Source organism: Mycobacterium sp. TH-M103 (assembly GCF_057473785.1).
Genome location: NZ_JBYCLG010000175.1, coordinates 1 through 12261, shown reverse-complemented (window position 1 = coordinate 12261; position 12261 = coordinate 1). Strand labels below are relative to the sequence as shown.

The window sequence follows — 12261 nt, the reverse complement described above, 5'->3', positions numbered from 1 at the left end:
CGTAGCTGGTGAGGTTGTTGTGCGTGAGCTCGACGGCCTTGGGTTGCGACGTGGTGCCCGAGGTGAACAGCACGATCGCGACCGAGTCCGGGTCGGCGAACGCAGGGACGTCGGGGCCCGGCTCGCACTCGCGCGCGGCGGTCAGGAAGTCGTCGGAGACCAGCACCCGCGGCGAGGCGTCCCCGACCGCGTCGCGGTAGCGGGCGTCGACGATCACCAGCGGTTCGGGTAGCCGCCGGATCAGGGTCTGGATGCCCTCGGCCGACAGCCGGTAGTTGATCGGGGTGAACGCCACCCCGGCGCGGGCGGCCGCGAAGATCAGCACCGGCAGCATGTCGCCGCCGGTGCCGACGTAGGCCACGTGCCCGGCGCCCGAGGCCGCGATGACGCCCGCGCCGCCGTCGGCGAGATCGCTGAGCTGCTGCGTGGTCAAGCGCACGTCGTCGCAGACGACCGCCGTGCGATCGGGGTTACCCGACGCGGCCATCTCGAGCAGCAGCGAAATGCTCATCCCCGAACCCCCGAAGTGGACTCTACGAACATAGTGTATCGGTGATCAGGAGCCCGTCCAGCGCGGCGGACGCTTCTCGGCGAACGCGACGGCACCCTCCTTGGCGTCGTTGGACGCGAACACCGGGCCCAGGATCTTCATCTGTTCGGCGAACATGGTGTCGCGGCTCCAGCCGCGGGACTCGACGATGATCCGCTTGGTGGCCGCGACCGCCAGCGGCCCGTTGGCGGCGATCCGCTCGGCCAGCGCGATCGCTCCGTCCAGCGCCCCGCCCGGCTCGGCCAGCGCGTTGACGAGCCCGAGGTCGTGGGCGCGCTCGGCCGACAGGTTGTCCCCGGTCAGCGCCAGCTCCATCGCGACCGCGTACGGGATGCGCTCGGGCAGCCGCAGCAATCCCCCGCCGCCGGCGACCAGACCCCGCTTGACCTCGGGGATCCCGAACGCCGAGTCCCTCGACGCCACGATCAGGTCAGTGGCCAGCGCCAGTTCGGTGCCCCCGGCCAGCGCGTATCCCTCCACCGCGGCGATCAGCGGCTTGTCCGGCGGACGCTCGGTGAACCCCATGCCACGGCCTTCGACGACGGGCAGCTCACCCCGGGCGAAAGCCTTGAGATCCATACCGGCGCAGAACGATCCGCCCGCGCCGGTGATGATCCCCACCGACAGGCCGGCGTCGGCGTCGAGCCGGTCCATGGCGTCGGCCAGGCCCCGGGCGACCGCGGCGTTGACCGCGTTCTTGGCCTTGGGGCGGTTGATCGTGACGATCAGGATCCGGTCCCGTTGCTCGACCAGGACCTCGGGTTCCCCCGCGCCGGCCTCTTCATTCCCTGTGTTCACGGTGCGCCGAAGCTCCTTACCAAGTCGGTGGCTGTTCCCGGTTGATGGTAGCGGTCGCCGGAAACGGCGTTAGCGGCAGTCGAGAGTCCGGTTACCCGCCGCGGCGCGGGCCGCGTTCAGGCGGGAGCCATCGCCGTCTCGACGACCGTCAACTCCTCGGAAAGCCCTGCGGCGCGGCGGATCTGGACGAAGTCGGCGACCATGGCCTCGGTCACCTCGTGGGGATCCTTGAGGGTGGCGCCGTCGGACAGCACCGAGATGTTGAGCTGGTCGACGTAACTCCACACCGTGATGTTCAGTCCGCTGCCGGCGGTCAACGGGCCCACCGAATAGATCTCGGTGACCAGCGCCCCGCCCACCCGGCCGCGCTGCCGGGGACCGGGAACGTTCGAGATGTTCAGGTTGAGCACTTTGTTGTGCGCCTCCCGGCCGGACGCCCACCGGAAGAAGGATTCCGTGGGTGCCGGCGGCATGTAGGCGGCCCATCGGCTGACCAGCTCGGGGCCCATGAGCTGGTTGCTCTCCTTGGCCAGGAGGGCGTTCTCGCGGCTGCACCGCACCCGCGCCAGCGGGTCGTCGGAATTCGTCGGGAGGCCCACCAGCACGCCGGTGAACCGGTTTCCGGAGATTCGCTCGGGAGAGAAGTCGAAACTCATCGGCACCGACGCCAGCAGCGGTTCGGCTTTGCCGTCGTAGCGGAGCAGCAGCGTGCGCAGCGCTCCCGCCGCCATCGCGAGCACCATGTCGTTGATCGTCGCCCCGAGGCGCTTGCCGGTCTCCTTGACGTCGGCCAGGGCCAGCGTGGCGGTGGCGAATCGCCGCTCCGGGGTGATCTTGTGGTTCATGAACGTCGGCGGCGGCTCGAACGGCCGGGTCAGCTCCGGGGACAGCTTGCGCGAGCTGCGGCGCACCCGGGCCAGGCCGTCGGCGGTGTAGCGGATCGTGTGGGGGATCCGGCTGATGTGGCGCAGGTGGTCGGCGAACGCCGAACCCACCAGCCGGCCCGTCGTGGGCGCCGGGTCCGGCACGTAGGGGCCGCCTTCGGGCCCGGGCTGCAGGTCCATGCCGCGGGCCATCAGGTTGGCCGAGGCGACGCCGTCGGCGAGCGCGTGGTGGATCTTGCCGACCACCGCGATCCGGTTGTCGGCCAGCCCCTCGACGAAGTACATCTCCCACAGCGGCCGGTCGCGGTCCAGCGGGGTGCTGGCGATGCGTCCGATCGCCTCGTCGAGTTCGCGGCGACCGCCGGGAGCCGGCAGCCGCCACGGGCGGATGTGGTAGTCGAGGTCGACCTCGCAGTGCTCGCGCCACATCGGGTGGTGGAACTTCAGCGGGATCTCGACGAGCTGATAGCAGAACGGCTCGAGCTTGTTCAGCCGGCCGCCGATGACCTGGCGGAACTCTTCGATGCCGAAGTCGCGTCTGTCCTCGCTCAATTCGATGACGGCGACCTTGATCGTGTGCATGTGCACGTTCGGCGTCTCGCTGTACAGCAGGACCGCGTCCCAGCCGCTGAGCCGTTTCACCGCTGCCCCTTGCCCATACGGCGACGATACTCAGCGGTGGCCTCAGATGACCTCTTTTGCGCCGATCCGCGCCTTGGTGCGGTGGACCTGGTTGAGGAATAGCGCCGTCGCGTGCGCCATCTCGCCGGCCCGCTCGCCGTCGACGAGGTCAAAACCGTGGCCGGCGCCGGGCAATTCGACGTAGCCGACCTTCGAATGCGACGCCGCGCGCAGCCGTTCGACGAAGCTGCGGGCCTGCGCCACGGGGATCACGGAGTCCTTGCTGCCGTGAATCACCAGAAACGGCGGGGCATTGCGATGGACCCGCGCGATGGGCGACGCGTCGCGGAACAACTCCGGGTGCCGCGCGATCGAGCGTTTGACCACAACACGTTCCAGGAAGTCGACGAAGCGGGCGCGCTCGGGAGTGGAGCGGTCCTCCCAGTCGTAGCGGCCGTAGATGCCGACCACCGCGTCCACGGAAGTGTCGGCCCCCTCCGGCAGCTTCTCCCGGTGCGCGGGGTCGCCGGGGGTCAATCCGGCCAGCGCCGCCAGGTGCCCGCCGGCCGAACATCCCGCCACCGCAACGAAATCGCGGTCGCCGCCGAACTTGTCGACGTTGGCCCGCGCCCAGGCGATGGCGGTCTTGGCGTCGACGATGTGGCGCGGCCACCGGTGGTGCGGCGCGACGCGATAGTCGACCGCCAGGCACACCCAGCCCTGCTCGGCCAACCGTGACATCAGGGCGGACCCCTGGCCCACGCACCTGCCGTGCACCCACGCCCCGCCCGGGAGGAACACCAGGACGGGCGCGGGCTGCGCCGGCAGGTCTTTGCGCCGCCACACGTCGAGGACCTGCGCGGGGTGGTCGCCGTAGTGCACCGCGCGGCGGTAGAGGTAACGGCGTCTGCGCAGCGCGTCCCAGATCGGCGGGGTGCGGTCCGCGGTGGGCCATTCGCCGTCGAGATCGGCCGTCGGCACGACTTCCCGCAGCGCCGCGACGGAGACGTCGCGGGTGGACTCCCGGTCGCGGCGGCGCGCGTCCTGGATGCCGGGGGTCAGCAGGTCTTTCGTCATCGAGGCCAGGGCCTCGGGCGCCTGCCGCACCCCCCAGACGCCCATCGCGGTGACACCGCCCAGCGGCTCCAGGTGCTTGCCGACCACCGGCAGCGACGCCCCTGCAACGCTGAGGGCCAACGCGTAATCACCGGGGCGGGCCCGTAGCAACCACTTCACGCACGATGTCATGCCCGGTACCTCGCCGTCATTCCGCGAGGGTACCCCCGCGCGCCGCGCGGAAACTGACGTTTGCGTCGAACACGTCCGCGTCGCCTAGAGGGCCGTGAGGCTCGCGATCACCCGGGCGCCGACGAGGCGCACGTCGGTCAACGTCAGCCCCACCTGCGCGGCCAGCGTGTCGGCGCTGTCGACACCGACGGACGCCCAGCGGAACCACGGCCCGACGTCGCCGCCGGACTCCAACCGCACCCAGTGCACCCGGATGCCGATGGCCTCGGCGTCGAACTCGGCGACGCAGCGTCCGCCGCGGCACAGCAACTCGGCGGCGCGGCCCAGGATGCGCAGCGGGTCCCCGCCGAGGCCGATGTTGCCGTCGACCAGCAGGACCGTCTGCCACTGCCCCGTCCCGGGCAGCGGCTCGAAGACATCGCCCAGCAGGGCCGGCGCACCCCCGCGGCCGGCCAGGCGGATCGCGGCCGCGGATCGGTCGATACCCAGCGCGGGCACCCCCCGCTGGATCAGCCGTGCCACCAATCGCCCTGGGCCGCAACCGAGTTCGATCGTAGGACCGTTGCACAGCTGGGTGACGGCCTCGTCGAAGTCCTCGTCGAGCGCCTCATCGGGGGCGGCCGCTTCGCCCGGCGGGGACCGCACCCCAAGCCAGCGGTGAACCGGCAGCAGCCGCACCTCTCCGTCCTCGTGGCGGATCCAGCATCGTTCACCGCCCAGCGCCCGATCGTAGAGATGCCCCAGCAATTCTGTCCCTCGCTCCTGCCCGGCCCGCCGGCCCGGGCGCGTGGGGCGCCCGTCGGGGAGGGGTTGTGGCCAACCCGCATCGCCGGGTGCCGGCATGCGCCGCGTCCACCGGCATTCCCACCGATACCCCGATCTTTGCTCGGCTAACCCAGAGCCTGCCAGAGCCGCGCGCCGGCGGCGCGCGGTGGTTCGGCGTGCGGGTCACCGGTTCCGCCGGCGCGGACGAATCGCCGCGTGCGTAATACTCGATCCATGCCGAACAGCGACGTTCACCCCGACTTGCGCAGAGCCGCCCGATTCACGCCGCGGCACATGATCGGCCCGCGGACGCTGCGGATCATGCGGGCGGCGACGAGGCTGCGCGGGCGCGGCGGCGCCGGCGACGTCGAGGTGGTCGGGTTGGGTCCGGGTAACGGGGTGCGGGTGTTCCGGCCCGTCGGCGTGACCGGGCCGACGCCCGCGCTGCTGTGGATCCACGGGGGCGGCTACGTGATCGGCAGCGCCGACCAGGACGACCCGGTGTGCCGGCGGTTCAGCACCCGTTTGGGCATCACCGTCGCGTCCGTGGAATACCGTCTGGCGCCCGAACATCCGTATCCGGAGCCGCTGGAGGACTGCTACGCGGCGCTGAGCTGGCTGGCGGGGCTGGGATCGGTGGATCCGGGGCGGATCGCGATCGGCGGCGCCAGCGCCGGCGGCGGGCTGGCGGCGGCCCTGGCGCTGCTGGCCCGGGACCGCGCCGAGGTCGCCCCCCTGTTCCAGCTGCTGGCGTATCCCATGCTCGACGACCGCAGTTCGGCGTCCGGGGATCACCCGGACCACCGGCTGTGGAGCGCGCGCAGCAACCGGTTCGGCTGGGCGGCCTATCTGGGCGGCGCCGATCCGGAACTCGCCGTCCCGGGCCGGCGCACCGACCTGGGCGGGCTGGCGCCCGCGTGGATCGGCGTCGGCACCCACGACCTGTTCCACGACGAGGACTTGGCCTACGCCGAACGGCTGCGGGCCGCCGGGGTGCCGTGCCAGGTCGAGGTCATCCCCGGGGCGTTCCACGGCTTCGACATGTGGGTGCCCAAAGCCGCAGTGTCCCAAAGGTTCTTCGACAGCCAGTGCGACACCCTGCGCGCGGCGCTCACCCGGGCGGCCTGAGCGGCGCTCACATGGCCGCTCACATGGCGAAGTAGACGAGCTCACCGCCGATGACGGTGGCCGCGACCATGCCGGCATCCAGCTCGGCCAGCGCCGTGGCCGGCGGCTCGCTGAGCACGCAGAGGTCGCCCGGCTGCCCGGGCTCGACGCTGCGGGACCGGGCCGGCCGATCCGGTTGGCCCGTGAACATCGTCAGAGCCCGGCGCGCCGAGACGCTCTCGCCGGCGTTGAGGACGGCCCCGCTCGGCGTGGTGCGGTACACCGCGGCGCGCATCGCCGTCCACGGGTCCCCGTGGCCGAACGGCATGTCGGTGGCCAGCGCCACGGGCACCGCCGCGGCGAGCAGCGACGCGACGCGCCACAACTGCCCGTGCTCGGCGGCGGGGACGTCGGCGAGGTACTGATCGCCGCGCTCGGCGACGAAGTTGGGCTGGGTGACCACCGTGACGCCGAGATCGGCGAGGTCGGCCAGGGTGTCGTCGGGCACCACGGCGGCATGCTCGATGCGGTCCCGCGGATGGCTTCCGGCGGCGCGCAGGGCCGCGATCGTCACCACCAACTGGGCGGCGGTGACGCAGTGGACGGCGACCGGCCCACCGCCGGCGTGGCGGTCGGCGATCCAGCCGGTGAGCTCGTCGAGGTCGAGGCGGTCGTCCTGCAGGATTTTCTTGCCCGGGGACAGGAAACGCAGCCGTGGCCGGAACTCGCCGCCACGGTGCGCCTCGACCAGCGAAGCCATGCCGGCCGGATCGAGGTCGGGGGTGGCGTCGGTGACGCCGGTGACGCCGTACGCGGTGATGCGACGGCTCAGCTCGGCGAGGTCGCTTTCACGCCGCAGCACGGCGTCCGACCAGCCGCCGTCGGCGCTGCGCAGGCGCCCGTCGGGATGATCGGCCAGCCCGACCCGGCCCAGCGCCTCGGAGTTGAGGATCCACAGCGCGCCACTGCGGTGCTGGATGCGCACCGGGATCGTGGGCACCATGGCGTCCAGGGCGCTGCGGTCCAGATCGCCGGCGACCGATTCGTGATAGCCGATGGCGCGGATCCATCCGTCCGGGCCCGGCGTGGCGTTCGACAGCAGTTGGGTCAGCTCGGCCTCGGTGCTGACGCCGGGGGGCCCGACGACGAACGAGTCCAACGCCGACGCGGCCGAGCGCACGTGCACGTGGTGGTCATGCAGCCCGGGCAGGACGGTGCCGCCGTTGGCATAGAGCACGCCTTCCCCCGGCCTGGCCTGCAGGCCGTCAGAGAGCGCGGCCACCTCCTCGATCCGTGCGTTGACCCGGACGTCGACGATTCGGCCGTCGAGCAACGTCGCTTGCTTGATCAGCATGACGGGCAGCGTCTTTCGGCGATCAGGCGGCGCACGGTGCGATTGTCCGCGCCGAGTTCGGCCGCCCGGCCCGAGGGGCGCGGCGGGCGCGGCGGCAGCGCCGGGCAATGCGAAACCGACGGCTCGGTCGGCAGCGCGGCATAGGTCGCGGCGACGCCTGCCATCGCCACCTCGATCAGCTCGCCGCCACCACGGTCGAGCGAGTCGGCCAGCGCCGCGGCGGCCTCCAGCCCGGTCAGCGGGTCGGCGATGGCGTCACCGCAGAACACCGGCCCCTGCGGGCTGGCGCCGACCAGGCCGCCGCCGACCGCGGCGTCGTCGCCGAACGCCGGCCTGGGGTCGCCATATCCGCTGATGCGCAACCAGATTCGGCCCGGTCTCGGTGCAAGGTGCTCCGGCCCGAGACCGCGCCGGGCCAGCGCGGCCGGACGCGAGCCCTCGATCACGACGTCGGCCACCGCCAACAGTTCCCGCAACTCGTCGGCCTGTTTGTCGAAATCGACACAGCACGAAAGCTTTCCAGCGTTGACCCAGTCGAAGAACGCGCGGTTGCCGTTTCGGGTGCCGTCCGGGCGGCGCGGGCTTTCGACCTTGACGACGGTGGCCCCGGCACGCGCCAGCAGTCGCCCGCACAACGGTCCGGCCCACATCGAGGACAGGTCGGCCACCAGCAGGCCCGGCCCTCCGCGGGCGGGCGCGCGCGGGCCCGTTCGGCGGATCCGGGGCGCCGTGGGCGTGGCCTCACCAAGTCGGGCTGCCGGAATGTCCAGCAGGGTGGCGCGTTCGGTGATCTCCGACGCCGGACGCGTTGCGGCCCAATGCGCGAGCGCCGGCCACGGGTCCTCGGGCACGTCGTCGGCCCGCAGCAGCGCCGGGACGGCCGCGCGGTCGTCGGGCCGAGACAGCGTGAGCGCACACCAGTCGTCGCGGGCCGCCAACAGCCGCGTGGCGCCGCCGACCGACACCCGGCCCCCGCGGGAAAGTTCGAGCAGCGCGGCGCGCCCGGTCAGCAGTCCGGCCGCATCGACATCGACACCTAGCCGGCGAGCGGCGGCGGCGCCGACGGCGTCGGCCCGCGCGAGCACGTTCGCCCGGGAGAAGTCGGGGGGGCCGTCGGGCCGGCCCGTCAGACAGGCCAGTCCACTGTCACCCCACCTGCTGAGCCACGTGTTCGGCGCCGAACTCACCCCACCATGGTGCTCGCAGAGCGCCGGGCCCGCGGCGCAGGGGCGAGTCGGTCACGACGGGCGATGCGCCAGCGAGTGCCCGCGTTTGTGCGCCCCGGGGACCGGGCGATCTCTCCCCTCCGATAAAGACTGGAAGGATCTTTTGCCGACATTAGCAACACTTTTGGTACGCGGCTGGGCGTACACCCCGTCCCCCGCTTTTGACGATGACCGGGCCCAGCGGAGCCGTGGGGCCGAATCCCTTGCGCCCGTCGGCTCGCCCGATCCGACCGCCATGGGGCCTGGGCGTATCCGGTCCTCAACGCCCGCGATGCGATGCTTCCGCGCCGATTGTACTGGCCTTTTCCTTGGCGCCGACTCGTGTGTAGCAGGGCCCGGACGCTTCCGACGCCCTGCGCCGCGAGGTCGCCAGGGTGTCCCATGACATGCAGGCCGCCGACGGCGGGAACGGACTAGGCGGCATTACCGGCAGACCCGCCGGATCCGACGGACCTCGGACTACGTGCGGCGCGACCGAGCGAGCGCGCAGCGGCGGGTAGCGCAGCGGTCGACATCAGATGCCGTTGACGCAGCTCACACCGGTGCGAGCCCAAACCTTGAGGCGGAACGGTGCGCCATGGGCGTAATTGTGACGCGGAGCATATTGTACTTGTGTTTGACAGATAATCGGTTTTAAATAGGTCGGTCCCTCATACTCTGAGTGCACTACGGGTCGTAGTCATCGTTGACACATCGGGCCTCGGGAAGGCAGTCGGACAACCTCCAGCGTTGTTCGACGGACCAGGTGTCACCAAACAGGCAGGCGGTTTCGGATGCAGTCATGCAGGCAGGTGAGTTGCGGGCCTCGGTGGACGCGTTCACCGGGTCGGCTCGGTGACTCGCATGCGCCTGGGCGGGACAACCGCTGGTGCGGTTGTCGCGCAATCACGGCCCGCACGACGCAGGAGTCCACCGCCGTTCGGGGCTTGACATGATCGACTTTGGTGCCCTGCCACCGGAGGTCAACTCCGCGAGAATGTATGCCGGTCCCGGCGCCGGTTCGCTGGCTGCCGCCGCGCTGGCCTGGGACAACTTGGCCGCCGAATTGAACTTCGCGGCGGGCCACTACAGATCGGTGGTCGCCGGTTTGACCGCGGGACGATGGCTGGGCCCCGCGTCGCTGTCGATGGCATCCGCATTCGGACCGTATGTGGCATGGACGGTCGGCCTCGCCGCCCGCGCGGCGGAATCTGCCGGCCAAGCCAGACTCGCCGTGGAGGCCTATGAGGCCGCGTTCGCGATGACGGTGCCGCCGACCGCGGTCGCCGCCAACCGGGTTCGACTCGCGACGTTAGTTGCCACCAATTTTTTCGGCCAGAACTCGGCGGCAATCGCCGCCACCGAAGCCGAATACGGCGAGATGTGGGCGCAGGATGCCGCGGCCCTCTACGAATACGCCGCACATTCGGCCATTGCTTGCGAATTGACGCAACTGGTCCAGCCGCCGCAGGTGGTCAACCCGGCGGGGGCGGCCGCTCAGGCGACGGCGGTTGCCAACTCCGCGGCGGCATCGCCGGCACAGCAGCTGTCGCTGACCAACCTGGTTTCCTCTATTCCTTCCATGCTGTCGGCACTTTCGTCGCCCGCTTCGACCCTGGCGGGCCTTAGCGGCTCGTCGCCGGGTTTCGAGGTGGCGGCCTACGCATTGCCCTCCTGGTCCATGGCGGCGGCAACCCCGGTCTACGCACTGTCCTCCATCCTCGGAATCGCCCAGAGCGGCCAGGGTTTGGCGGGGGCCTTCACCGCTGTGGAAGGAGCTGCGGAAGGTGCGGCCGCCGAGGCGGCCGGGGCGGCCGCCTCGGGAGCCGAGGCGCTCGGATCGCTCGGCCCCGGACTGGTGGGGAGCCTGGGCACCGCGACCTCGCTAGGCCCCTTGTCGGTGCCGGCGAGCTGGACGAGCGTCATTCCCTCGGCCCAGATGATCGGCTCCGTCACCCCTTTGTCGGACGCCGGCCTGCACGGAGCCGGCATGTCGCCAAGCGTGCTGGGCGCGGCCCCGCGCGCCGCCATGGCTGGTGCAGCGAGATCGGTCGGGCCCCGGTACGGCAACATCCCCACGATCATGGCACGCCCTCCCTCCGGCGGATACGTGTAGGCCGGGTGATGACCACAGACCGGCTCTTTCCCGGAGCACATTCAGCAGTGGCGACAGCCGGCGGCTTCGTCGACGGCGGCGGTTTCCCCTCCTACTCGTGGTCGCGGCGCCAAGGCAAGCAATCGTGCGTAGTCAGCTATCACGCCAGCGGCGGGCGGGTCCCGGCGGGCGAGTACCGGATCCGCTGGCATGGAGGGGACGTCGGCGTCGAATGGCCCCTGGCGACGAGCCGATTGGCGGCGGTAAAGAAGGCGGCATCATGCTGATCGCCCCCACCGGATCCCGGCGCCGCTTTGAGATATCGTCGCATCGCCAACCGCGGGAAAGCATCGACATGATCCCCGACACGCGATCCGCTGCAGTTGTGCGAATGGCCCTCAGCGGCAGCATCGTTGAGCGTCGCGAATTCGACGAGGTGTTGTCGGTCATCGCGTCCCGGCTGCAATCGGCATCGGGTGTCGGCTTGGCGGTGGGGTCGGTCAACCTCGACCACTTGGGCCATTTCCACAACGTCAGCGCGGCGCCCGTCGGCGCGCTGGAATGGCTGTTTCTGGCCGACGGCATGCCGATCGCCTGGCGAGGCCGGCTGCTCACCGGCAAACGGTGGCCTCGAATCACCGGCACAGACCTGCTCCCCAGCGTGCTGCTGTTGGCCGAGAGGACCGGTCAGCGGGTCGGCTTCTTCGGCGGCAGCGTCGAGACCCACCGCCTGCTCTCCGGTGTTCTGCGTGAACATTTTCCGGCACTTGCTATCTCAGGAATGTGGGCGCCGGACGCACGCAGCATCGCGTCGTCCTCCGCCGAGTGGGTTGCGGCGATCCGCAATGCGCGCACCGACATTCTGATCGTCAGCCTCGGCAAGCCGCGGCAGGAGCAGTGGATCGACCAGCACGGCTGCGCGTCGGGCGCGCGGGTCTTCCTGCCGTGCGGCGCCGCGATCGGCCACTTGGCGGGCAACGTCAAGCGGGCTCCCGGCTGGATGCAGGACTGCGGACTCGAATGGCTCTTCCGGTTGATCCACGAGCCCCGCCGGCTGGCGCGCCGCTATCTGCTGAACGGTCCCATCGCTTTACTGCGCGTGACACGGGCACAGCTCATCCGCTACCCGGGCGCGCATCGCGCGGTCACGCCGGTCGGCGCCTGCGCCGACCCGTCCGGCACCGGCCAAGTTTGGGTGCAGTCCGAAACGACGAGTGTGTAGGCACAGGTTGACGGCGATGACCTCAGTAATCCAGCGGCCGACGAACGGTTCACCGGTCACCGCTTGTCCGACACCGCCGCAGGGTCGAAATACCCGGCAGCGCTGGCAGATCCGGTATTCGCACCGGATACGTGCCACCGATTCGCTGATCGTCTGCGGGTCGGTGATGCTCGCCCAATACCTGCGGTTCGGCACCTACCCGGAACTTTCGGGTTACCCGGGCCCGCTGATGACGCTGTTCTCATTGGTTTTCATCGGTCTCTGGCTGTCGTGTCTGACGATATTCAGGACAAGGTCGACGCACGTCATCGGAGCTGGGATCGACGAGTATCGACGCATCTGCAGCGCGTCGTTCTGGACGTTCGGAATCATCGCGATGGTGACGCTCCTCGCCAGGATCGAGCTGGCCCGG

General features: G+C 70.7%; 10 protein-coding genes and 1 pseudogene. 4 read left to right on the top strand and 7 right to left on the bottom strand.

Features of this window, described 5'->3' with window-relative positions; genetic code table 11:
- The 5 genes from AC2VOR_RS09730 to AC2VOR_RS09710 form a co-directional block, all read right to left on the bottom strand.
- The coding region (locus tag AC2VOR_RS09730; protein WP_486963689.1) for an AMP-binding protein at positions 1–511 on the bottom strand (511 nt) is incomplete at its 3' end.
- A gap of 45 nt (positions 512–556) precedes the next feature.
- On the bottom strand, positions 557–1348 hold the full coding sequence (locus tag AC2VOR_RS09725) for a crotonase/enoyl-CoA hydratase family protein (protein ID WP_369741081.1): 792 nt from the start codon (positions 1346–1348) through the stop codon (positions 557–559).
- A 116-nt stretch (positions 1349–1464) separates the two neighbouring features.
- Complete coding sequence (locus AC2VOR_RS09720; RefSeq protein WP_369741082.1) at positions 1465–2874, bottom strand: WS/DGAT/MGAT family O-acyltransferase; 1410 nt, start codon at positions 2872–2874, stop codon at positions 1465–1467.
- Positions 2875–2916: 42 nt separating this feature from the next.
- On the bottom strand, positions 2917–4101 hold the full coding sequence (locus AC2VOR_RS09715; protein ID WP_486952553.1) for an alpha/beta hydrolase fold domain-containing protein: 1185 nt from the start codon (positions 4099–4101) through the stop codon (positions 2917–2919).
- Between the two features lie 84 nt (positions 4102–4185).
- On the bottom strand, positions 4186–4848 hold the full coding sequence (locus AC2VOR_RS09710; RefSeq protein WP_369741084.1) for a class I SAM-dependent methyltransferase: 663 nt from the start codon (positions 4846–4848) through the stop codon (positions 4186–4188).
- Between the two features lie 252 nt (positions 4849–5100).
- On the opposite strand from AC2VOR_RS09710, the gene AC2VOR_RS09705 reads away from it, so the two are divergent.
- Complete coding sequence (locus AC2VOR_RS09705) at positions 5101–5994, top strand: alpha/beta hydrolase (RefSeq protein ID WP_486952551.1); 894 nt, start codon at positions 5101–5103, stop codon at positions 5992–5994.
- A gap of 19 nt (positions 5995–6013) precedes the next feature.
- On the opposite strand, the gene AC2VOR_RS09700 is transcribed toward AC2VOR_RS09705, so the two are convergent.
- Positions 6014–7327: an amidohydrolase family protein gene (locus AC2VOR_RS09700; protein WP_369741086.1), complete on the bottom strand. Its 1314-nt coding sequence runs from the start codon at positions 7325–7327 to the stop codon at positions 6014–6016.
- Positions 7321–8514 (bottom strand): CoA transferase, encoded by a 1194-nt coding sequence (locus AC2VOR_RS09695; protein ID WP_369741087.1) that lies wholly within the window; start codon positions 8512–8514, stop codon positions 7321–7323. The genes AC2VOR_RS09700 and AC2VOR_RS09695 overlap by 7 nt, the downstream gene beginning before the upstream one ends.
- Before the next feature lie 970 nt (positions 8515–9484).
- Here AC2VOR_RS09695 and AC2VOR_RS09690 point away from each other — a divergent pair.
- From AC2VOR_RS09690 to AC2VOR_RS09680, 3 genes and pseudogenes are all read left to right on the top strand, one after another.
- Complete coding sequence (locus AC2VOR_RS09690) at positions 9485–10648, top strand: PPE family protein (RefSeq protein ID WP_486952550.1); 1164 nt, start codon at positions 9485–9487, stop codon at positions 10646–10648.
- Between the two features lie 211 nt (positions 10649–10859).
- On the top strand, positions 10860–11849 hold the full coding sequence (locus tag AC2VOR_RS09685; protein WP_486963688.1) for a WecB/TagA/CpsF family glycosyltransferase: 990 nt from the start codon (positions 10860–10862) through the stop codon (positions 11847–11849).
- A 16-nt stretch (positions 11850–11865) separates the two neighbouring features.
- Positions 11866–12261, top strand: a pseudogene (locus AC2VOR_RS09680) (sugar transferase); the annotation flags it as partial.

Excerpts from the sequence above, each read along its gene's own strand:
- AC2VOR_RS09705 (WP_486952551.1), top strand. The coding sequence starts at position 5,101 with ATGCCGAACAGCGACGTTCACCCCGACTTGCGCAGAGCCGCCCGATTC.
- AC2VOR_RS09685 (WP_486963688.1), top strand. The coding sequence starts at position 10,860 with ATGGCCCCTGGCGACGAGCCGATTGGCGGCGGTAAAGAAGGCGGCATC.
- AC2VOR_RS09700 (WP_369741086.1), bottom strand. The coding sequence starts at position 7,327 with ATGCTGATCAAGCAAGCGACGTTGCTCGACGGCCGAATCGTCGACGTC.
- AC2VOR_RS09715 (WP_486952553.1), bottom strand. The coding sequence starts at position 4,101 with ATGACATCGTGCGTGAAGTGGTTGCTACGGGCCCGCCCCGGTGATTAC.
- AC2VOR_RS09690 (WP_486952550.1), top strand. The coding sequence starts at position 9,485 with ATGATCGACTTTGGTGCCCTGCCACCGGAGGTCAACTCCGCGAGAATG.